At 37.8% G+C, this 23,437-nt stretch carries 21 protein-coding genes; all 21 read left to right on the top strand.

What is annotated here, in order from left to right:
- Positions 1 to 15: 15 nt before the first annotated feature.
- The 21 genes from E7303_RS11080 to E7303_RS10980 all read left to right on the top strand — a co-directional run bounded on the left by E7303_RS11080 (position 16) and on the right by E7303_RS10980 (position 23,328).
- Positions 16 to 2,955, top strand: coding sequence for a hypothetical protein (locus E7303_RS11080; protein WP_292145352.1), 2,940 nt, complete (start codon positions 16 to 18; stop codon positions 2,953 to 2,955).
- Between the two features lie 13 nt (positions 2,956 to 2,968).
- On the top strand, positions 2,969 to 3,460 hold the full coding sequence (locus E7303_RS11075; RefSeq protein ID WP_292145350.1) for a hypothetical protein: 492 nt from the start codon (positions 2,969 to 2,971) through the stop codon (positions 3,458 to 3,460).
- Between the two features lie 22 nt (positions 3,461 to 3,482).
- Positions 3,483 to 5,369 (top strand): toxin glutamine deamidase domain-containing protein, encoded by a 1,887-nt coding sequence (locus E7303_RS11070; RefSeq protein ID WP_292145349.1) that lies wholly within the window; start codon positions 3,483 to 3,485, stop codon positions 5,367 to 5,369.
- Positions 5,350 to 5,568 (top strand): hypothetical protein, encoded by a 219-nt coding sequence (locus tag E7303_RS11065; protein WP_292145348.1) that lies wholly within the window; start codon positions 5,350 to 5,352, stop codon positions 5,566 to 5,568. The genes E7303_RS11070 and E7303_RS11065 overlap by 20 nt, the downstream gene beginning before the upstream one ends.
- Before the next feature lie 45 nt (positions 5,569 to 5,613).
- Positions 5,614 to 9,090 carry an FtsK/SpoIIIE domain-containing protein gene (locus E7303_RS11060; protein WP_292145347.1) on the top strand — a complete coding sequence of 1,159 codons (3,477 nt, stop codon included), beginning with the start codon at positions 5,614 to 5,616 and terminating at the stop codon, positions 9,088 to 9,090.
- Entirely contained in the window at positions 9,087 to 9,488 is a 402-nt protein-coding gene (locus tag E7303_RS11055; protein WP_292145346.1) for a hypothetical protein, read from the top strand. Before E7303_RS11060 ends, E7303_RS11055 begins: the two co-directional genes overlap by 4 nt.
- Before the next feature lie 51 nt (positions 9,489 to 9,539).
- Complete coding sequence (locus E7303_RS11050; RefSeq protein WP_292145345.1) at positions 9,540 to 9,974, top strand: hypothetical protein; 435 nt, start codon at positions 9,540 to 9,542, stop codon at positions 9,972 to 9,974.
- Positions 9,975 to 9,986: 12 nt separating this feature from the next.
- A complete protein-coding gene (locus E7303_RS11045) occupies positions 9,987 to 11,036 on the top strand; it encodes a hypothetical protein (protein ID WP_292145344.1) in 1,050 nt (349 codons plus the stop codon).
- Entirely contained in the window at positions 11,033 to 11,596 is a 564-nt protein-coding gene (locus tag E7303_RS11040) for a 4Fe-4S single cluster domain-containing protein (RefSeq protein ID WP_292145343.1), read from the top strand. Before E7303_RS11045 ends, E7303_RS11040 begins: the two co-directional genes overlap by 4 nt.
- 10 nt (positions 11,597 to 11,606) lie before the next feature.
- Positions 11,607 to 13,190 carry a protein kinase domain-containing protein gene (locus E7303_RS11035; RefSeq protein WP_292145342.1) on the top strand — a complete coding sequence of 528 codons (1,584 nt, stop codon included), beginning with the start codon at positions 11,607 to 11,609 and terminating at the stop codon, positions 13,188 to 13,190.
- Positions 13,191 to 14,387, top strand: a complete 1,197-nt coding sequence (locus E7303_RS11030) for a hypothetical protein (RefSeq protein WP_292145341.1) — start codon at positions 13,191 to 13,193, stop codon at positions 14,385 to 14,387. It begins immediately after the preceding gene.
- A gap of 3 nt (positions 14,388 to 14,390) precedes the next feature.
- Entirely contained in the window at positions 14,391 to 14,915 is a 525-nt protein-coding gene (locus E7303_RS11025; protein WP_292145340.1) for an FHA domain-containing protein, read from the top strand.
- Positions 14,915 to 16,738 carry an AAA family ATPase gene (locus tag E7303_RS11020; RefSeq protein ID WP_292145339.1) on the top strand — a complete coding sequence of 608 codons (1,824 nt, stop codon included), beginning with the start codon at positions 14,915 to 14,917 and terminating at the stop codon, positions 16,736 to 16,738. The genes E7303_RS11025 and E7303_RS11020 overlap by 1 nt, the downstream gene beginning before the upstream one ends.
- Before the next feature lie 127 nt (positions 16,739 to 16,865).
- Positions 16,866 to 17,267 carry a hypothetical protein gene (locus E7303_RS11015; protein WP_292145338.1) on the top strand — a complete coding sequence of 134 codons (402 nt, stop codon included), beginning with the start codon at positions 16,866 to 16,868 and terminating at the stop codon, positions 17,265 to 17,267.
- A 20-nt stretch (positions 17,268 to 17,287) separates the two neighbouring features.
- On the top strand, positions 17,288 to 18,838 hold the full coding sequence (locus tag E7303_RS11010; protein ID WP_292145337.1) for a tetratricopeptide repeat protein: 1,551 nt from the start codon (positions 17,288 to 17,290) through the stop codon (positions 18,836 to 18,838).
- 67 nt (positions 18,839 to 18,905) lie between these two features.
- Positions 18,906 to 19,097, top strand: coding sequence for a DUF6440 family protein (locus tag E7303_RS11005; protein ID WP_292145336.1), 192 nt, complete (start codon positions 18,906 to 18,908; stop codon positions 19,095 to 19,097).
- A 323-nt stretch (positions 19,098 to 19,420) separates the two neighbouring features.
- Positions 19,421 to 19,840, top strand: coding sequence for a YbjN domain-containing protein (locus E7303_RS11000; protein ID WP_292145335.1), 420 nt, complete (start codon positions 19,421 to 19,423; stop codon positions 19,838 to 19,840).
- A gap of 113 nt (positions 19,841 to 19,953) precedes the next feature.
- On the top strand, positions 19,954 to 20,751 hold the full coding sequence (locus E7303_RS10995; protein WP_292145334.1) for a metalloprotease: 798 nt from the start codon (positions 19,954 to 19,956) through the stop codon (positions 20,749 to 20,751).
- Between the two features lie 63 nt (positions 20,752 to 20,814).
- Complete coding sequence (locus E7303_RS10990; RefSeq protein WP_292145332.1) at positions 20,815 to 21,633, top strand: hypothetical protein; 819 nt, start codon at positions 20,815 to 20,817, stop codon at positions 21,631 to 21,633.
- A 16-nt stretch (positions 21,634 to 21,649) separates the two neighbouring features.
- A complete protein-coding gene (locus E7303_RS10985; RefSeq protein WP_292145331.1) occupies positions 21,650 to 22,444 on the top strand; it encodes a hypothetical protein in 795 nt (264 codons plus the stop codon).
- A gap of 125 nt (positions 22,445 to 22,569) precedes the next feature.
- Positions 22,570 to 23,328, top strand: coding sequence for an anthrax toxin lethal factor-related metalloendopeptidase (locus tag E7303_RS10980; protein WP_292145330.1), 759 nt, complete (start codon positions 22,570 to 22,572; stop codon positions 23,326 to 23,328).
- The last annotated feature ends 109 nt before the right edge of the window (positions 23,329 to 23,437 follow it).

Here is a 23,437-nt window from a genome sequence, read left to right as displayed (position 1 = left end):
ACTAGGAGACGCATTATGGCAGAAAAATGGTATAGACTGAGACAAATACCCGACTTGACGTTGAATAAGTATTCTTCCCTCGAGGGAAAGGGTGTAGATGGAGTTTTAGAGAACCATATTGCCTTTTTAAGGCAACTGAATCGAAAAGGAATAGTTTCTGGTCTATCATATCATCTTTATTATTTTTACTTGGTTCCGGATGATAAAGAAAAAGATGCCCCAGGAAATCGATTGCAGATATATCTTATGATACACGGAAATCAAGAAGCATTGGGGAATGTTGATGCGTTGATAAAGGCATCTCCTCTATATGATTTTTATAAATTTGAATCTGGATTAAAAGAATCAAGGACAGGAAAAAATGACTGTAGCATAAATAACGTTTTGGAAGAAGCAAAAATCGATGCTCCGGTCTTTAATATGTGTGCTTTTCTCAGCAAATCGGAGACCCTACTGCCTGCCGTAAACGGAGAAAGCGAAGATTATTACATGCTCCGTGAATGGGAGATGAACGAGGATGGCCGGCTTTACACAATGTGCAATATGATGGAAGCATTAGGGCATACCTCGTTATACCGTGTAGATTTATATCCTGTCGAGAAGAGCGTTTCTTTGAGGGAAGCGTTACGAAAACCAATGAGTATTCTTCGTAGGAGACAGGACGACAGAGGAATTGGTTCTAAGAGAGACTATGATGGCAAGGATGTACTAGATAGTTATGAGGATCTGATAGAAAAATACGATTCTTCCCCACATTTTATTGCTAATGTTATGGTTTTTGCTAATGAAAAAGAAGATGCCATATCAATATTGGATGCGGCTGGATCTGAAAGCCTAAAAAAAGGAAAGTATATTATTTCAACTTTTGCTTCTAAATATGATGTACATAGCTTTATAGATGACAATTTTGATAGCTTAAGCAATATGCGAGAGGGGATGATTGTTAAAAAAGGAAAAACTGGTCTGATTGTTTGCAGAGAGGATACTTCTTCCATAAGCTTAAATTATCTACCTACATTGTTTTCGCTAGAGGAAATCGCACCTTTTTTCCGTTTTCCAGCTCTTTATGATGGGGAAACAATCCAAATGCCAAAGGAAACAGCGCCAGCATTCGTTAGTCATGAAGGGTCACTTTTTCTGGGAAAAGATAGCAATGGGTATGATGTGTATTTTCCACTCTCATTATTGCCCAAGCACGCTTTTGTTTCGGGTGTACCTGGTTCTGGTAAAACAAATACAATGCATCATATAACATCTTCATTATGGAAAAAGCACCGGATTCCATTTCTTGTGCTTGAACCGGCAAAGCAGGAGTACAGAGCACTTATAAATGATCCTGAAATGAGTGATATGTATTTGTTTTCGCCCAATGCAGATATGAGTTTTCCGTTACATATTAATCCTTTTGAGATGCCAAAAGGAACTCTTGTTGCTGAACATATTAATAGATTACGTTCAGTATTTGAAGGGGCCTTCCCTCTTGAACCACCTATGCCTTTTTTATTAGATACTGCTATTGAAGCTGTTTATCGCGAGTTGGGTTGGATTCCAGAGCATGTATATATGGGTGATGAAAAGCTTGATGATGGGGAAACAAAGCGTAGATTGCCTACGATGTCCATGCTTTATAGACGATTGGAGCAAGAACTGAAATCTACTCAGTATAGTGATGAGGTTAGGGGGAATTTGGAATCTGCACTAAAAGTTCGTATTGGTAGTCTTTTAAGGAGAGAAATGGGAGATGTATTCGATGTACCTGAATCCTCTTTTGCTCCCGAAAAATGGCTCGAAGTTCCAGCTGTTATAGAGCTTGAGTCAATGGGAACGGGTCCCGCAAATTTCCTTACTCTAATGCTATGTGCTCTTATCAGAGAGACCTTGAAAGTTAATCCTCGGTATGAAGGTGATGTTAGACACGTGATATTTATTGAAGAAGCGCATAATCTTATTGGCCCTGAATCAGAAGAGCAAACAGGAGCTGAGGCTGATCCGAAACAAGCGGCGACAGCATTTGTTGTAAAAATGCTGGCAGAAGTACGTGCTCTTAAAGAAGGGATTGTGATAGCAGATCAACTACCAACTGTAATGGCGCAGGAAGTATTGAAGAATACTGGATTAAAAATTGGATTAAGGATAACATCTTCAGATGATAGGTCGCTCCTAGGAAGTACAATGGCTGCAAGTGCTCTGCAATTAGAACAGATGTCAACGTTTGCCGTTGGTGAAGCACTGATTTTCTATGAAAAACTTATGCGCCCATTCAAAATGCGTATTAAAGAATGGTGTGGTGAAATCGAAAATGATGCCGAAAAAGCACTTGTTGTCGCCTCAAAAAATGACAATGATTTGAGGTCTGCGCTTGCAGATAGTGAAACATATAGAGATGAGAATCTAAAGAGTATAAAGATTATTGGAAATAAGTATTATTTCCAGCTAGTTGATATAGAAGATCAGATTAAACAAAGTGAATATTGGCTTACAAGCGTGAAAAAACAAGTTGATAAAATCAACGATATTTATTCATATTTGGAGCGCGTTGAATTAGGAAGGGTAAAAATATCAGATGAAGAGAAAAATTCAAAATACGATTTGCTTGAAGATTTACAAGCAAGTAGAAACAATTTACTTAAAGAAAAAGAAAAGATTAGAAAAGTAATCGAAATTATTAGTACCATTGGCAACTGGGTGTTTGCGTTGGAAAGATTAAAGTGTGGCAGATGGGCACGGTTTAATGCACCAGAATCAGAATTGATTAAGATAACTCTTCTTCAGATAAAGATGTGCGATGAAGTATTCCCATTAAACGAAATGTTAAGGCAAGCGCTTGGGACAATTAAGGGCATAGAAAAGATTGATAAGGATTTAGAAAAACTATCATTACTTTATACTGATTTGGATGCTGATTTGAATAAGTACGTGGAATTGTATGGAGTAGAGTCAATAACAAGAGATTGAAAGGAGAAAGATTATGGGTAACTTCAAAGAGAAAGGTCACGAAGGTGTAAGAGAAGTGAATGAGAACAGCAAAGAAACTACTGATGTTGGAACTGAGATGACAGAGCAGGCGGATCAGATAAATTCTGTTTTAGATGGAATTGAGCTTCAGGATGATGAGGATGTTCAGGCGATAAGGGAAACGAGTCAATCATATCAGAGTAGTTTTGATAGTGCATTCAGTGAGCAGGTTGAAGCTTCTGGAGAAGAAATCGAACAACAGGGTGAACAGATCAAAGCATCGATAGAGGGTGAATTGGAAAATGTTAGGTCGGGTATAGATAAATTGGAGCAGGCTGGTGGTATTTCAGATATCGGAAAAGATGCTGCGGATACTGGTCGCCAAAAACTTGAAGGAAGTGGAGAAGAGTATGAAGGTATCATTTCGGAGACCGACAAAGCTGTAAATGATACAAAACAGAAAATTGAATCATTAAAAAATAATCTGAGTGGGATATTTGGGTGAATATCCGGAAAGCAGAACTTGAATGGCGAAGAGTTTTAAAGAGATAGGAAAAAAAGCAGAAGAACTAATGGAACAGGGGCGCGAGGCTGATCAAAATATTCAGAGATGTCAAGCGAACGTTGCAATGGCAAGTAATGCTGTTGCTTCTGCAAGAAGAGCTCTAGAGGCCGCCAGCTCAACTGATGAAGAAGGTAATTCGGTTGGTGATGTTGAACAGGCACAAGCAAGGTTGGCTGTGGCCCAGAATCAGCTAGCTCATAGCCAACAACGGTTACATGCGGCACGTGGTGAGGCAAATCGTATACGCCAAGAGAAAAATGCTCATATTAGGGAAATAGAACAACATAATAAAACGGAACGTTCTAACTTGCAGAATCTTAGGCAATTACGTTCCAACGCATTTAGCGGAGATTCAGCAACGCTTACTGAGGGAATCGCGAAACGCATGAATGAAGCAGAGGATGCAAGAGTTGAGCTACTCCGAAGCATGGGGATAGATGCTACTGCTGAGTATGTGTCTGTTGGAGAAGATATAAGCGCAGACTTTGGATGGAGTGGTGGTGGATTTGCCGAATTAGACTTGTCAGGAGTGTTGGGAAGCGTTCATGGAAGAGGAACAGAGGGGACAAACCAAAGTAATGGAGTTGTAACACCTGTTGGAGGCGCACTGAACGTTACGGGCTATGACAATGGTAGCGCGACAGAGAAAAGAAATCTTTCGCCTAACGGTGAAAACAATAATATTGCGGATAATCAATCTGAACAAAAGCAAAATAATGAAACATCGCCATTAAAACAGATTGATGGTAGGCTTTTATTTATGCCTTTGATTGATGGGAGTGGGTATGACTCAGACGATGCGATGAAGCAAGTCGCTTCCGAGATTGTTAACCAAATATGGGACGATCCAAGCCTGTCTGTAGCTCAGAAATGCGAACGCTCAAAAAAAGCAATACTAGTATGTGCTAATGAATTGCGTCAGAACATAGTTCAAGCACAGGCTGATGCAGCTAAAATGTATACCAAGGTAAAAGAACGGTCGCCAGAGGAAAAGCGTCAAAGCGGAGAACAATATATAGATGCGAAACTAGAATTAGTTAGAGAGTCTTTGATTAGAGATCATGGTGTTGTATCAGTGAGCGGGCTAGATGCAACAATGAGTGAGTTAAAAAAATACTATTCTGGCGAACTGCAAAAAGATATCCTTGGTCAACAAAATGGATTATATGATAATCCAGATTATGATGAGCTTGTGAAAAGAATTAATAGCAAGCGTGCACCAATAGCTAACGTAATGCCGGGTACAAGTATGCCTTTTGAAATGGCAGACTCAGGACATGTAAATCCAAATATTGGAAAATCAGAAGGTTATTATATAAATTGTCAATCCTGCGTTGTTGTTTTTGAAGCACGTGAGAGAGGATATGATGTTGAAGTTCTTCCAAATACAAGGGGATCAATGCTTGAAAGACTATCTCATGATACTAATTTAGCATGGATAGATCCGGAAACCGGTAGGCACCCTGAGTATATTTATGATGATACTTGTCGTACGCCAGAATCCTACTACGATTTTATTGATAGTGTTATTAAACCAGGACAAAGATATACTATTCAGTACTGTCATAAAGGTTGGGGACATTCCGGGCATATTGTAAACATAGACCGTACTGATAATGGGCAGCTTAGAATAAAAGATAATCAACGCAAGCTAAATGAACGTAGCGAGTGGGTTGGTTCCAATGCAGTTATTGAATACTTGTACAAGATGAAATATGAGGAGTTTTCACTGATTGGAACTCCTGAACCGTGTGTTCCGCAACTATTACGCATTGACAATATGGATTTTGATTATAGCGTTGTAAATAATATTATGAAAGGAGCTGAACATGTTACCGGTAGAGGTTGATGAGTTTGCAAAAGAACATGGCTATGAAACTGCTGATTATTTATGTGAATGGAGAGGATTTTCATGCTATGAGCCAGTATACACTAAGGATGAACTTGCGTATATAGGAATGCCGGCAATGATACTAGTAGACAAGGACGGAAAAATACGAATGGCTACCTATGATGAAGTCATGCAACGAATGGATGAATTAGATTAAGGCCAAAATTACAGCAATAGTTTCAAGACAACAGGAGGAAGAAATATGCGCCAATGGAAATGCTCTATATGTGGGAATACCTATAAGGGAAACGAACCCTGTGAGCGTTGCTCAATGTGTGGTGCACCAGGAAAATTATTTGAAATGGTGTCCGAATATGATGATATCAAAAGCCCCGATATTATAGAAGGAACAGGCAAAAAAGAAAAGACTGTTATATTACAAGAATGGGTTAAACTGCCAACAGGACACGATCAATCTTTACGTGCAATGATTACACTAGGAAATGAGGCGGAAACATTTAAAGAAAAGCTTATTTCAGCAAAAAAAGAATGGGATGACAATAAAGCAAAAAGCCAGAATATATATGATTCTATTGTATCATCGGCCACTAAGCAATGCGAGGAAGATTGCAATCGATATATTAGTCAAAAAGATATCGATATTAGAGCCACACAAGCAAGAAGGGGAACAGTCAATGAAGTAATAACTGCGTGCGAGAGCTTTGTAAAATCATTGAATTTCGGTTATCGCAGTGATGCAGAAAATCACATGAAAATAGTGCGCCAAAAAAGCAATACTGTAATGAGTGCTATTGGTGCTAAAGAAAAAGCATATACAGACTTATGTAATTGTCTCGTTGAAGAAGCAGAAACTACTAGAAATGAAAAAATTGATACAGCAAGGGCTGAACAAATTGAGCGTGATAAGATTGATGAACATAATTATGATTCAAAATATAAGCGTATTTGCGAAAGTGGGCGTGAATCTATAGCAAATAAGTTTACAAAATCAACCGTTCAGGCATATAAGCAGAGTATCCTTTCTACCAGATTCAATGTTAATAACTATGACTGCCCATCTGAAGTACCTGATTATATTATGTTGGGTGATATTGGTTTGATAATACCGAATTCCTCACAAGAGGATACTGCAGTAGTACAAGCAGTAGACATACAGGCTTCGGAATTTGCAAATATGAGTAATGGGAAGTATGTGGTCACAATTCCCTATGCCCAGCGACTTTCAGACGGAATATCCCTCTTAATGAGGTATGACCAATCCGAACGAGGTTATGTACAAGGACTTATACAACCACTGTTATTAAAGCTTTTTATGTCAATTCCAGCAGGAAAGCTTGAAGCGACAATGATTGATCCGTTAGAACTAGGGGCAAGCTTTCCTGATATTCCTAAGCTTGCGGAGGGACCAAATTCTGCTAGGATAATTGATACAAAAATATGGAGCAAAGAGAAGGATATTGAAACTGCAATTGCAACATTAAGACAGCGACTAGAGAACATGACTCAGGCATATGGTGGAGATCAGATAAGTCGTCTAAAAAAAGAAGTAATTAGAGCACTGGCAATCACTGATTTTCCAGTAGGATTTAGTGATGCCGCACTCAAAGACCTGCATGCAATAGTGCGCAACAGCGCATCTTTAGGGGTGTGTGTTCTTATTTGTGCTAATGATAATGAATTAGAAACGTTAAGAAAAAGAAACGGAACTCTTGTTGCGGAAATACTCCAGAGTCTAGTTGAAACCAAAGCATCTGGTAATATGCTTATGCTAAACAGAGTTGGCAATAATCAGTTGTTTTTGCAGTTAGATGAAATGAAAGATGTTCTTGCTAAAAAGGATCAGATACTTCCTCTTATTAGTGATGCGATTGAACGTACACCACTCAAAGTTGAGCATTTTGGTAGTATGTATAAAGAGGATATTTATGATAGTAATAATTGGTTTACGGGAAGTCATGATGAAATTGCTATACCTATTGGTATAAAAGGAGCAGACACTGTAGTAAAGCTGGTTGTTGGAAGAGGCGGTGGAAGCACTGAACATCACGCACTGATTGCGGGGCAGACGGGTGCAGGAAAGTCCACGTTATTACATACGCTAATCATGAGTGCACTAATAAGTTATTCGCCAGATGAAGTACAGATGTATTTGCTGGATTTTAAGGAAGGTGTAGAATTTAGTGCTTATACCCGATATCGGTTGCCATCTTTAAGGGTTGTGGCAATAAACAGTGAACGAGAGTTTGGACTTACCGTATTAAAAGAACTGTGCACAGAACTTGAAACAAGAACTAAGCATTTTAGCAGGTATGGAGTGTCTGATATAAATTCCTATGTGAGGCTTCCAGATGTTCCAAAGGTTCCGAAACTTCTTTTGATTTTTGATGAAGTACAAGAGCTCTTCAGAAGTAAAGGCGAAAGTGATTCAATCAGTAATGAATGCTTATCATGTATTAATAAACTTGTAATGCAAGGAAGAGCGTTGGGAATACACATTATTCTTGCATGTCAGGATTTTCATAATTGTTCTGGACTTGAGGCTTATTTCAGTCAAATGGCTATACGAATTGTAGTAAAGGGATCTGAAGAAGGGGCAGCATCCATACTTAGTGCAGATAATAAAGGTATCAGTTCTCTTCAGAAACAGGCTGCAGGAGCCGCTATTTATAATGGTGGTGGTGGCGTGGAATCTGCAAACAACTTCTTCCAGGTTAGCTACCTTTCCGAAGATGATAGGCTAAAATTACTAACACAGTTAGATGCGTATTATACCGATCCTGACGTTTCTGCTTTATATGAGAATCAGCATACAAGAATTCTTCTGACTAACGCCGAGGATAATATTCACAATTGTTTTAATCGGTTGATACTTGAAGGGGAAAGTAGCATACATCATTTGGCAACTTCTAAAGATGGTTATGGACTACTGTTAGGGCAGGGATTTGGTAAGAAAAGCATTTTCATGCCCGATATTTGTACAAAGGATAGAGATAATCTGCTTATTGTGGGCAAAGACGAAAGAATGGCACTAAGTTTATTTGAACTGTCGATGATGAGTGTCTTGTATGAAGAATTACATACAAATGCAGATAAAACCAATGCCCTTGTTTATGTTGCAGACCTATTTGCTGAAGAACTAACGGAGGAAGAGTGTGATTTTGATTATTTAGAATCGCAGTTCCCTGGGCAAATAAAGGTTGCTAAAGTGGGTGATATCGAAGAATTAATAGATAGCTTGTATGAGAATATTATTGATCGTTCAGATGGTTCAATGCCAACAACGGAAAGACTATTCTTAATGTTCTTTGGTATTAATAGAGCAAGAAGGCTGAGATCAGGAAAAATATATGATGAAGACAGGAATGGTGAACTAAGTTCAATAGATAAGCTTCAAAAGATAATTGTAAATGGCCCGAAATATGGTGTAAATACTATCATGTGGGGAGAAAGTCTGCAAAGTATTATTAATATCTTAGGCGATAGATATGAGGCCATGTTTGACAAGCGAATAGCGTTTGGATTAGATGATGCTTCGATGGATGAACTGGTTTCAGAAACTGAGCCAAAATCATTGAGAGGAAAGACTGCAGTTTACATGGATATATCTCACGATGTTAAGAATACTCACTTCAGACCTTATGAGATACCTGCAAAAATCTGGGTAGAGCGTTATGCAGAGGTATATGAAGATATTGCATCCGGAGGTGTTAAGAAATGACGGTTAAAGAGGCAAATCAACAAATTTCAGATTGCGAAGATCAGATCAAAAAGGCATATAGCGATTTCTTGAGAGAGGCAAGAGAAGTCTCGTCTAAAGGTATGGATCCGGTTATGAAGCAAAAGAACGATGCAGTAAATGCTGCAGATTCGGTTTATGGCATGAAAATGTTAGCCGCTATTGTTACAGTAATCATTGGATTAGTTATGATGTTTGCATCTCATCCCGGGTGGGGAATAATACTTATTATTTCCGGTGGTGTAGCGATTTACAATGTAACAAAGTCTAGTTCTACGATGGTGGATGAGAAGGTGGCAGCCGCTAACAGAAATGTTGATGAAGTTAGTGGTAAGCAATCAGGATTAAACGCTGTTTTAGACAAGAATAAATATGTATAGACATGTGGCGAGGTATTATGTGCCTCGCCGTATCTATACTAGGTGGCAAAAATGTTTGATGAAAAAAGTATGAATAACTCAAATCTAGATATGTTAAAAGAATGCTACGAGTTAGCTGTTCTGAATGCGGATAATGAAATTGCCAAAAATGTTATTCGCCAAAAAATTAAAGCTATTGAAATCTTGGATAGCCCTGTAGCTGCTGTAGAAATGACTTCCTATAGTAAGCATGAAAGTCAAATCGTAACTGATGCCATATTTGAACTTTCATCAGACAGTAGTGAAATATCCACAGTTAGTCGAATTGTTGAGAATCTTCCAGAATCGGGCGAAAAAGAGTATTTATTAGCGCTAATTGCTCTGAGAAAAGGAACTGGAGAAAGTAACAGAATAGAGGCGGTTAGGCATATTTCCTTAGCACATTCTTATGCCCCAAATGATCCCAGAATTATTGCCTTGGCTAGGATATTAGAAGAGGCTGATTAGTGAGGCTGAAAGATGGATACAAGTAAAATTCTATATTTTTTGAAAATACTTGCAACAGAAACAACTGGACATATCGATGAAATCGAAGATTTATATCTGAGAGCGTTGAATGAAAACGATGATATACAGGGCCTAGATGCATTGCTGGAAGATTTGGTATTTGACCATGAAACTGGCAAGTCTCTTCTTAAAGAGGCTAGATCGTTGCTGGAAAAGATTTATACCTATCCAATTGATTCAGTAGAAATGTTGCCCGATATCAAACGTGAAAAAACAAAAATTGACAGCATGTATCGAGCATGCATGGAAACAATATGTTCCCCTGCTCCTACAACTGAGACCATAAGTGTTTTGCGCAAAAGGGACATTATAGCTTATATCGAAGCGTTTAGAATGATAGCAAATGCCAGTATACATCTTATGCTTGTGTATGGTGGAGCTGATACAGTTAAGAATTTGACTTGGAATGATTCTGTAGGAGTGCAAGAATCCTTTTACGCTGTAAATACACGTTTTCTACCATCATTGTGTTCGATAAAAAAGCCAGATTACGGGTGGATAATTACGAAGAAAAGACTAGGAAGAAATGCTGTTTTTTGCGATGAATTCTTTTTATTAAACTATGAAAGAATGGATATTATTAATGAACAATGTAAGCATCTTCTTAGAGAGCCAATCGGTACACATGCTTTTTTAAATGTGGAGGCATATGAGTCGGGTAGATGCGAAGTCCCTTATTGTTGGGGAATTGGTAATATAGTTTCTACATCGCCTGGAACAGCTTTGTCATTTCTTCAAGAAGATTATGTAGAAAGACTTCGATTTCCTCAGCCTGAAGAGTATACCAGAAAGTTGCCAAGCCCATTCGAATGTGTAAAACAATTGGCGGATGGCAGGAGCTTTTGTATAACGGCTGATGAACTTTTGCGAGGAATGAATAGTTGGTATGTGGGATGTGAAATTGAAAGGCGAAAAAGTAGTCATATATGCCTATTATGTGGGAAGTATATCGATAGCGGAAAATATGTTTGCCGTTCACATTTTACTTCGGAGTTTAAATGAAAACAAATGACGAATATTTAAGTTTGAATAGATTGTATTATCCTGTTAAAACGCTTGGACCTGGTGATAGGGTTGGGATTTGGACAACTGGTTGCATAAGGAATTGTAGAGGATGTATTAGTCCTGAATTACAAGCATATGACTTATCAAAAGAAGTATTAGTTAATGATGTGTTAAGAATGATTGCTACTATAAAAAGTCCTATTGATGGATTTACTATTTCAGGTGGTGAACCATTTTATAAGCCGAAGGCAATGAGAATTCTTATTGATTCACTTTTTGAAAGATGTGATGACATAATCATTTTTACAGGATATACGCTTGATGAATTGAAAGAATTGAAGAATGAAGATATCAATTCGACATTAGAAAAATGTGCTGTCCTTGTAGATGGGCCTTTTATCAAAGAATTAAATGATGGAAAGGGGTTGAGAGGGTCTTCTAATCAAAAATGTCATGTGTTTAGACATCATGACAAATATTCTGATATTGAAGTGGAAGGGAGACAATTACAAACTGTAGTTTATGATGGCAAGGTATTAAATATAGGCATACCATAAGGAGATTTAGATGATTAATCCTGCAGAAACAATCCCTCCACAGCAAGGGATTAAAGGAAAATACAATTCAAATGAAACGATTGCACCTGAAAATGTCCATAGTACAGAGAGCATGGTTTTGCTTGCTGGAGAATCAATTGCTGATAGTTACATAATAAATTCATTGATGGAGAAGCAGGGAAAACAATCAAATGTATATCTTGCAAAAAAATGGGGGAAATCATATGTCATAAAACTATATCATGATGGCTGGCATCCTTCATGTCAAATGCAGAGTTTTTTAGCAAATGTGAGGCATCCTAACATTGCGCATGTCGTAGAGTATGGAGAATACAAGGGAAATTACTATGAAATATATGAATATTACGCAGAAGGAACATTGGAGGAAACATCAGCTTTATCTGGCACTCATATACAAACGGTAATAATACCTTCTATCAATGAAGGATTACATGAATTGCACAGAAATGGAATAGTTCATTGTGATATAAAACCAAGCAATCTATTTTATTCTAATAATGAATCGTCTGTAGTAATTGGTGATTGCGGTATAAGTGGATATACAAATTCAAATGGTAAACTTGTTGATGCTGTTCGTGGTACTCCTCAATACGCTCCTCGTGTCAAAGCTCTTTTATGGAGTGCAGCAATGTCTCCAGCTTATGACTACGGTTCGTTTGGGCTAGTGCTCTGCAGAGCGGTTCTAGGACATTCACTATTTGAAGGTATGTCAATAGAAGAGATATCTAGAGCTTGGGATAACGGGCTGGAATTACCAAGCCAAATCTCTGGAAGGATAGGTGTCCTTATTAGGGGATTATTAAATGAAAATGAAGAGCAAAGATGGGGATATTCTGAGGTTAAGCGATGGTGTGAAGGCGAGTACATGCGCCCGACAAATCGAAATATTTACGTTCGTAATAAAAAGGAGGCAAGCATAAAACCTCTTATTTACGGACGTTTTGATAATCAAACCATATCGGTGTTATCGTTGCATCAGCTAGAAAAAGCAATAATAGCTCATTGGGCCCAAGCTACAAGAATAGTTAAAAGACGAGAATTAGTGGAGTTTGTCAGGCAATTCGATGTTCCTTTAGCTGAAGAAGTGCGAAAGCTGTCATTTTATCAGGATTTGGATGCTGCAGTATACAAACTACTATTATTTATTGCAGATGACAAGAAAACTATATTTTATTGTGAAAAAAAATATAATTCACTAGAAGAGTATGTAAAATGTCTGGCGGAAGGTGATGATGAAGTGGCCAAGCGTTTTCTTCTGACAGGGCTTCTTGTGTATTACCTTCGTTATAATAACTATGATAAATTACAGGTAGATGAGATAGAGCAGATTATTAAAAGAAATAATAGCAATGATATGACATCGATTACTACAATTTGCTTTGCTTTACAAGGACAAAAAAGAATTGATGTATATGGAAACAAGGTAGAGTCTCTTGATGATCTGATTCCTGTTTTGACCCAATGTTCTATGGCTGAGATTGATGCATTACTGAGAAGTGATCAATTTATCGCATGGTTTAACAGACTTGGGTATGAGAAAGAATTGCGAAAGATGAAGGAGGCATTTTCATAAATGAGCAGTTATTATACCACCGCTGAGTTGGAAGCGATGAGAAGAAAACAAATAATGCAAGATTTGTCTGATGGTATTAAAAGACTTAAAAACATACTGATGGGGAAACATGATAATAATGTTCAGGTAACGCGAGGGAATAATATCGAATTAAATGTAAGTGTTAAGGATAACGCTGAAGGAGGTTGTTCTGACAGCATTCAAAAGCTGAAAGAACAGCTTAGAATAAATCATAGTAATTATGCCCAGGTAACAAAAGGAAGTAATATTGAATTAAATGTTTTTGAAAAGGATAATGTAGCGGAAGATTATAGTGTTTCAAATAGTGGCGTTGGACCTTTGCTTTATGAAAACGTGAATCCAGAAAAGAGTGTACGAAAGGAACTTGATTTTTCCGAATTACTAGTGTCAAAAAGAAATGAGCCTACCAAACTAGAAAAAGAGCTACAAGCTTTAGTTAGAAAATTAGATGAGCGAGTAATAATCTCAAAAAAAGATGAAGCAGACCATTCCCGTGTTATTGTTGAAATATCAAACATTCTTGATAATGAAGGACTTGATATTGAAGATAAAATAAAGCAAATAAATATGCGTGTACTGGCCTTTTTACAAGGAGGAAGGCCGCTAACTGAAAAAGATAAAGAGAAGTTTCAGTCTGATTATTATGAGTATTGCGCATTATGTTCCATGTTAGAACTTGATCCAGTAGAGAATATTCCGTACAGAGTTGAAGGTGAAATCTCTAGAATGCGGAAAGTACTAGAAAAACGTCGGCAAGATGAATACATTATGACCGTTATTGAGGAAATAATGGATGAATTGGGATGTCACGTTAAGGACGAAGCGGTATTAGATCATGTTGTTGGTCAGATGTTTTCTGTCGATGGGCATCCTTTATGCGATGTATTTGTTGGAAATGATGGGCGAGGTATTATGTTTGAACCGATAGGAGCATCAAAACCTGCCTCTTTAGAAAAAAAACGTCAGATTGAAAATAGTGCCAGTAGCGTATGCGCGTTATATAAAGAACTTGAAGAACGTGCTGCTGAGAAAGGTGTTATTCTTAGCAGAGTATATATGGATCCAGCAAATGCTGATGAGATGTGTGTTCAGGATGATATTAGTGAAAGACGAGCAGTGACCCAAAAAAGAAAAGCGACTGTGCAAAGGCAAAAGGCACTTCATATGGAGGAGTAACTAATGGCATTTTATAAAGTATGCGTTTGTGGAGAAAAAATAGTATCAGAGAAAAGGCTGGGGTTTCCAGATAATTGTCCCTCATGTAAACGGAGGATAGTCGAATATATAATGCATGACGATAATGATCCTAGTGATGAAGCGCGTAATGACGAACATGGACAGGGTAGTAATGAAGCACTGAATAAAGATGACTTGTGGAAAGACAACCAAGATACAAGAGAAAACAGATATATTCTACAATTTAATGATGGGAAATATATTGAGATTCCGGACGAGGGTGGCATAGTAGGTCGTACAGAGATAGGCGCAGAAGAATTAGCGGACTATCCTTCTGTGAGTAGACAACATATTCGCATTACTCCTCGCAGAAGTAAAGGGGTCATAGTAGAGGACTTAAGTAGTTATGGTACGTTGATTGATGGGCGAAGGCTAACTAAAAATATACCAGAACGAGCTTTGGCTGGTTCAAAAATTACACTTTGCAATGTTGACTTGGTTTTGATGCAAAAAGGAGATAATGAGTAATGGTTCAAGCTGAGAAGTGGCAAAAAGACCTTGCTGTTTACCAAGATATTAATACTACTTTCATAATTGAAGGAAATGTCCATGATTTACAGCCGTGGATTTATGAAGATGATGGAACTTGTGAACCAGTGGCATTATCATTATATCTACAACGATACCTATCAGAAACTGGATATGATCCTGTTATTTTTTATAATCGAATAGATGGATTCTCAAACCCTTACTCGTGTGATATGGCGTCAACCTTTTATAGAATATCTTCGTCTGATGAAAAAGGCTCAAAATCCATTGGGATTGCCACTGAGCTTATAAGAAAAACGATGTCTAATACTGATAGACCTGTAGCCATTGTGGTTGATCTTGCAAACACTATTACATCTTCGCCTGATAACCTATCAGAGGATGAAATAGAGTATTACACAAGGCTCATGCTTGCCTCAAGGAACCCAATGCAAGCGCTTAGTTTAAGAGACAAAAGACCACTTACAAATCTTTTATTTCTTATAGTAGAAAAGGTTAATGATGTACCAACATGGTTCTATTTAAATAATCCATACGTACGTACATTAACGATCACTCGACCAGAAAAAGAGGTTCGAACAGCTGTCATTGATGCACGACTTGATGCTGTATTGGGCGCTACTGATTTAGACTCGTCAGCTAGAAAAAAAGCCGAGGAGGAATTTGTTGCTCTTACAGATGGTATGACGTTGGTAGAATTGTTTGGTATCTTCTCTCTGTGTCAACAAAAGCAATACAATGTATCACAGATTCGTGAAGCAGTTAAGATGTTCCGTTATGGGGAAACTGAGAGCCAATGGGACAAACTTGATTCGGAAAAAGTTAAACACGCTGAAGAGTTTTTGAAACGGCGCGTAAAGGGGCAGGAAATTGCTATAAAAAAAGCTTCTAGTGTACTAAGTCGTGCTTGTACAGATATGACAGGAATACAAGGAGGATCAAGCAGTAGACCAAAAGGTATTTTATTCTTTGCTGGACCAACTGGCACAGGAAAAACAGAATTGGCTAAAACTATTGCAGAGTTTGTTTTTGGAGATGAAAGCTTTGTGACACGTTTTGACATGAGTGAGTATCAGCAGCCACACTCTGATCAGAAGTTGCTAGGAGCACCTCCTGGATATATTGGTTATAGCGATGGTGGCCAACTGACGAATGCTATCAAATCAAAACCTTTTTGTGTTCTATTATTTGACGAGATTGAAAAGGCGCATCCATCAATTCTTGATAAGTTTCTACAGATTCTGGAAGATGGTCGTATAACTGACTCTGCTGGCGAAACTATGTACTTTTCTGAGTCGTTAATTATTTTCACTAGTAATTTGGGAGTGGTTGGTATTGATGAGAATACTGGCAAACGATACCAAACTATTACTCCTGAAATGGATTATGAAACTATACAGAAAGAATTATTATCTTCGATCAAAGACTATTTTAAATATACCATTCAACGCCCAGAATTACTGAATCGTATAGGTGATAATTTCATAGTGTTTGACTTTATAAGAGAAAAGACTATTAGTGAGATTCTAGATTTGAAGCTCAATGCAATAGTGGACAATATGGAGCATAAAAAAGGAATAAAGCTTAAGATTAGTGATTTGTTCAAGCAATATCTTTTTGATAAGGCAAAAGAAGATCTTTCAAATGGTGGAAGGGGGATTAGTAATATGATTGATACATATCTTGTAAACCCTCTTTCTACAGTACTCATTAAGGAAGATGTCATTTCGGGGGATAGTATTGTAATTGAAGGTAGTTCATCTGGAGAAGACTTGTTCAAATATTCCATTTCAAAGAAATAAAGATCACATTATATTCATCTGATTTATCTAGGGAGTTTTTCGATTGCTATGAAATTGAAATGACTGCATGGATTCTGAAACCATTATACCGAAGTATGTGAAAAATAGCATCAGGAGGTGTTAGATTATGACGGTTAAAGAGGCGAATCAACGCATTTCAGATTGCGAAGATGAGATAAATTATGCATATAATGATTTCTTGAAAGAGGCAAGGGTAGTCTCGTTAAAAGGATTACATTCCGTAAAGAGGCGTAGAAATGCTGCCCAAAATGCAGCAGATACATTTTACATCCTGAAAATCTTAGCTTCATTAACTGTTATAGTCATTGGTATCGTGTTGGCATTGGTCGGACACCCTTTTGGGGGAGTGTTTTTAATAGTAATAGGAGGCGGTGTTGCTGTAAAAATACTTATGTCAGGTGCTAAACATCAAGATGAGAGAGTAATATCTTCACGTAGAGAAGTGGATGAAGTGAGTGAAAAACAGTCTTTATTAAACGCTGCTTTGGAAGATAATAGATTTATATAATAGTTGGAGGAATACAGATTATGAGCCAGGAAGAGCTGGATGAATTGTTTATTTGTGGAAAAGAAAGCTATGATTTGAAAGATTATAATAAGGCGTATGAGTACTACAAACAAGCAGCTGAGCTAGGACATGCTACATCACAATTATGTTTGGGGAAAATGTTTGAATTTGGGAAAGGTGTATCAAGAGATTTCGCAAAGGCACACGAATGGTATCTAAAAGCTGCTGAACAGGGCCTCGCTTCGGCTCAAGCGCGACTAGGCAATCTATATAGTCGTGGATTGGGGATTGAGAAGGATTATGAAAAAGCTTTAGAATGGTTTCGAAAAGCTGCGAACCAAGGTGAAATACATGCGCAAGGTAGCATTGGATCCATGTATGAGCATGGGATTGGGGTTGAGAGAGATTATAACAAAGCGCGTGAATGGTATCAAAGAGCAGCTGATAGAGGATCAGAAATTGCACAATTTAGTATGGGAAAGCTATTTGAGAATGGATTGGGTGTAAAACAAGACTTATATGCGTCTTTTGATTGGTACCGGAAATCTGCTGAGAAAGGATTTGCACCTGCAGAGAATAAGCTTGGAAATCTTTTCTTTGAAGGTGTGGGAACCTCAAAGGATTTAAATGAAGCGTATAATTGGTATCAAAAAGCAGCTGATCATGGATTCGCTGAAGCACAAGCTCGACTTGCATGGATGTATAGGAATGGAAAAGGAGTTGCGCAGGATTATAACAATGCATTTGAGTGGTATCAAAAAGCGGCTGAAAAGGGAGATTTTACTTCTCAGTTGTATTTAGGAATGATGTATGAGCGAGGGGAAGGTGTTTTACAGAATTATTCCAAGGCATATGAATGGTACGAAAAAGCTGCTGTAAATGGATTTGCTCCTGCCCAATATTGCTTGGGAAATCTTTATAAGCAAGGCTTAGGCGTTCAGCAGGACGAGGTGAAAGCTTACGAATGGACTCGGAAAGCTGCAGAGCAGGGAGAAGTGCAGGCACAAAGATGTCTTGGAATAATGTATGAGCTAGGGAGAGGTGTGCCAAAAGATGATACTAAGGCTGTCGAATGGTATCAAAAGGCTGCTGACAAGGGTGATATAAGTGCACAATCGTTTTTGGGAATAATGTATGAAAAAGGGAAAGGTGTATCTCGAAATGATTCTAAAGCTTTCGAGTGGTGCCGGAAAGCTGCTGAAAAAGGTGATTTGGTTGCTCAGTCTCATTTGGGATGGCTGTATCAAAATGGAATAGGAGTCCCAAGTGATATTATCAAAGCGTTTGATTGTTATGAAGACGCAGCTAAAAAAGGCGAACCTGGTGCTCAGTTTAGTCTGGCTATGATGTATCAGCAGGGGTGGGGGACATCGCAGAGTAATAGCAAGGCATATGAATGGTTTAAGAAGGCAGCTGAGCAAGGACAAAGCGCTGCGCAATTTTGCTTGGGTCAAATGTATGAAAACGGACAAGGCTGCTCTAAAGATTTATCCAAAGCCATAGAGTGGTATAAGAAATCAGCGGAACAAGGAAACCAGCATGCAATAGCTTCATTAAAAGGAATAGAATAATTATAAGGTCTTTCCTTTTTGACGTAAAAAAGAAGTGTATTATTTCAAAACAAGGAGTATGTGAATTATGGGTAGATTTGAACCAGTTAGTTTAGAACGAATTCGTTTTGAAGGTGATTTCCGTGGAGATACAGAAGTACGTATTATGCGGGACTCCGCGACAGGCGTTATGTACATTTTTACTTCTTCTGGCAATGCAGGTGGCTTGGCTCCCTTATTAGGGACAGACGGACGCCCTGAGTTTTTCATAAGTAAATAGTTGTTTGTAAATAAAGTGTATGTTGTAATTGTACATTGAGCTGCACTGTTGAATATATAAGCTGTAAGTGTGGAAAGGATCTCAAGTATTGGGGTCCTTTTTATAATACACTTTTTCTTACACTTTCTATGGAATCCTGATAAAGAAGAAAGAGTAAGAAATCTCATATAATTAAATCAAATAAAGGAAATGATTATAAAAAAGATTATTGTTTATGTTTAATTGAGGAACAATGTTGTGGCTTGAGTAGTTTGTGGTTGTAACGGATTGGAAAATTGATGTTGGAGTTGTAACAGAACGTGTTTTATTCAGGAGGTGGGTTTATGTATAAGGCTATTAGGTTAATTGAAAACTGCTTTACGGAAAAGGAATTAAGGCACCAAACATTTGAAATGGATAGCATGGCTGGGATCAGAGCTGGATTTAATGGGGAAAATGTAAACCCACAAATTCATATTCTATCGGCAGGAGAAGACAATACTGTAAAAGTAATATCTGCACCAATTGCAAGGAGTAATGGCGATAACATCGCTAAAATGCTCTTGGTAATCAATTCTTTGAATGATAAATTCAAATTTGCAAAATTTGTACTAGAGCCGAATGGTGACGTTGTGGCACAGTGTGATGTTCCTATTTCGGTTTCGGATGAGTTGATCGGGGACGTAGTATTGGAATTGGTTTTAGTATTATCGAGGATTGTAGATGAGTCTTATCCAGATATCATGAAAACAATATGGGCGTAGGCAGTACTTGATGAGCGAAATTTTTTTTTGTATCGGATTATAAATGACATTTCAAGTCATAAAGATAATATTTCGCAGTGAAATGGATTTGTTGTGCATGAAAGGTACATTATATGAAATATCCACTTTATAATAATTGGCTTGATATACAAAAGATAAAAGGAATGAACCTTGTTATTGTAAGAGACTATGGAAAGGATAAGTTGAGTTTTGTGTCACAACAAGATATCGAAAATTCAAGACGTATAGATGGTCATGATCCATATAGACTCTTTGGAAGCTGTACTCGAAAGGAAGTTGATCGATATTTAAACTATCTTCTTGATGTAGGGTTAATCAGGAATAACCATTTTATTAGAACGGGAAAAATTTCTGCGCATATTACAATACTAACGCCCAGGCAGAAGATGAGTCAGATGATATGTAAAAAATATGCTTCTGCTCTGTCATTTGTTTTCGGACCATTGTTTGTACTAGGGGCATTATTGGGAGGTGGTAAGATTTACATGTGGGGAATACCTCATATAACAGGGTGGGTGTGGAATGTAGGAATATTATTGGGATTGATAATAGGTGCAAGCCTTCATGAGCTATCGCATGGGATAATGGCATGGGCATATGGTGCAAAACTATACGAGGCTGGAATAACGCTAATTCCAATACCAGGGGCATATGTTCTGATTGATGACGATATGATTGATTCTAAAGGTAGGATTCAGATATTGGCTGCAGGGATAGAAATGAATCTCTTGGTTTTTGGAATATCGATGATTATTTTCTATGTATGTAATATTTCCATTTTTGCTGTGGTTGGACTGATGAATTTGGCACTTGCAGTGGAAAATATGATGATTATCCCTGGACTTGATGGTTACGCAATAATGAAGCAAGTAATGGAAAAATATAAGTGAGTGAAGCTGATAACAAGAATTGTAAAGGATAGCTTGAGCAAATCAAGATAAGGAGAGGTGGTTATGGGAGTGATTAGAACAGAAGATATGTCTGTACTGGAGGAAATATCGAACTTTTTCATGGGAGTTAATAACATGCAGTACGTATCTACACTAAGAAGAGTGCTATATGATTTGTTTCCTGGGACGTATGCTGAATTTGGAGATCCATCAGTGGAAGATGAAATTGATGAACTTATTGCTGAGTTAGAGGCTGAGGCAAAAAGAGAGAAGGAGGAAGAGAGGGCTAGGACTGTAAAGGTACTTCCACGCAAGGGGAAACCTCTAATGATTGGTCTGGGCTCAGCTGGAGCCAATTTTATCCTTAGAGAAGCATCAAACAGCCTGTTTTATACAAACAAAAAGTTGATAATCACAGATGATGCGGAAGTGATGGCTAGAGCAGCAGAAGTTGATAGCGTGTTGGTTGGATGCGGAAAAGACAGGGCAAGGTGCGGAGAAGACATTATTAAAATCTTCGAAGATGAAAAGTATCTTATCAAAGCAGCATTTGAGGGATATAGCGCAGATGAAGCAATCGTAGTGTTTGGTGCAGGTGGAAATATGTGTTGGGCGCTTCCCGTTGTGAAGACTATTTGCAGTGAAGTTGGTATCACTAGTATTATTCCGGCTTTCTTCCTTCCTTTTGACTTTGAGGGGCAGGAACGAATAGAAAATAGTGGAAAGATAAGCAAAATAATTAAAGAGAATTATCAGGACTATGTGGAGTTGAACAACAATAAAGCCTTTTCTGTGTGTAGTAAACATACCTCCATTATCCAGGTCTGCTCGATACTAGATCAAATGATGGCGTTTAATTTGAAGCAAATATGTCAAAATTAAGGAGTTAATAATACTTATGACGGATATAAGAGCACAGTTCGGAATAGATGACAATGGAGAAAAGGTTTCTTTACCATGGAGCAATAGTGGTGAACGAAGCGTAAAGAACATAAAAGCTATTGTTGTTATGGGATCGCTTAAGCGGACAATCATAAGCAATATGATAATACATCTGCTGCTGAATAATTCACCAAAAGATGTTTTGGTTTATAACATTAACGATAGTTCAGAAGACTATACTTATACAATCAGGCATTATAGAAGAGTGATGATTTCGAAAAGAGAAACACTGCTTTCATTTTTGAATTTCATCATGGATGAGCTGAATGCCAGGAAAACAGGTAGTAAAAAGGTATGGCCACACATATGTCTGTTCTTCGACGATTACATTTTGGACCGGCTTGTTGATCGACATCTTGATGAAGATATATCACGAAAGTGTAATGAGGTGATCGAGGTGCTCTTAAAAGAAGGCCCCGCGCAGGGAATATTCTTTTTTAACATATTTCTTTTTAGAGAAAGTTTGCAAGACACGGCAAGAAAACTCAAAGAAGAGGCTACAGATACAACTTTGTATAATGCTTATGTGCTTTTGCCAATGGGGAGTCGTGAGGGCTCATTTTACTTAATCGGTGAGGATGGTAATTGTATTGAAACAAAAAGATTTTTTATCGAAGAAAACAAAGAATATGAAAGATATAAGAAATGGGGGAGAAAAGATGCATTAAGCGTCTATTTGCATAAAAGATTATGTGGGCCGAGATATTATATACGGTTGATAAAGGAATGGTATGAAAAAAGGAGAGCATAAGAATTTTTGCCAACATTATTTGCCGAAAGAGTTTTTGGTGACTGGTAACCACATCTTTAGGGGGATGGCATTGAGGACTAGGTCCAAACTGTTGACAAGATTAGAAGCATAGAGAGGTAGAAATCATGAAGAAAATCAAGTTATTAGCAATCCTATTTTCCTTTGTAATTGTATTCTCATCTTCAATAAGCGCATATGCAACTCCTAAAACCATGAGTGATGGACAGCTTTTTGATGCTGAATTTTACGCAAATACTTATCCGGATGTTAAGGCGGCATATGGATATGATGAGGCTTTGTTATATGCACATTACCTTGCGTTTGGAAAAGCAGAAGGAAGATTACCATATGCTGAAGCTGCTGTGGCAACTGTACCTGCAACAAATGATCTTGTTATAGGCAATAAAGATGAAACAGCAGAAAAACAAGCTGCATTACAATCTGGATATACAGCACTGCCTCAGAATGTGAAAAATTTCTTCAATAAAAAGAATATCCGGATATATGCGGCAACAAGAGACTATATCGGAACCGTCAATACTAGAAAGAGTCTTGGTTATACATATTTCACTTTTTCCGATTCTGGTGCATTTATTTCAGCTGATGTGTATGTCTGTGGAAGCATAAATTCATTTATGCCACCGGTTTATACACTCTATCATGAGCTTGGACATATATTAGACAGCTCAAGTGGATGGAAAGCATATTCCTCGAATTGGAGCGGTTGGGAAGAGATGATACCCTATTCTCCAACTCAGGTATATAACGAAGGAGAGGCCTTTGCAGAAGCATTTGCTGCATATTTCATACGTCCCGAAAAGCTCAAGAAAACTGCGCCTAATTCTTATTTGTATATAGAAAGTATTATCTTGAATATGAAATAAAATATATTAAATGTCCTTCTTCTGAAGCATTTATGTGAACTTCCGCGATAATTAACTCTCGGCAGCCAAATTGAGAGGTGAAAAAATCGGAAAAACCCAGATTTTATGC

The organism is Butyrivibrio sp. (assembly GCF_015056685.1).
In the GTDB taxonomy this organism is placed as follows: Bacteria; Bacillota; Clostridia; order Lachnospirales; family Lachnospiraceae; genus Butyrivibrio.
The sequence above is the reverse complement of the archived record's forward strand: the minus strand, read 5'-3'. Positions and strand labels throughout refer to the sequence as shown.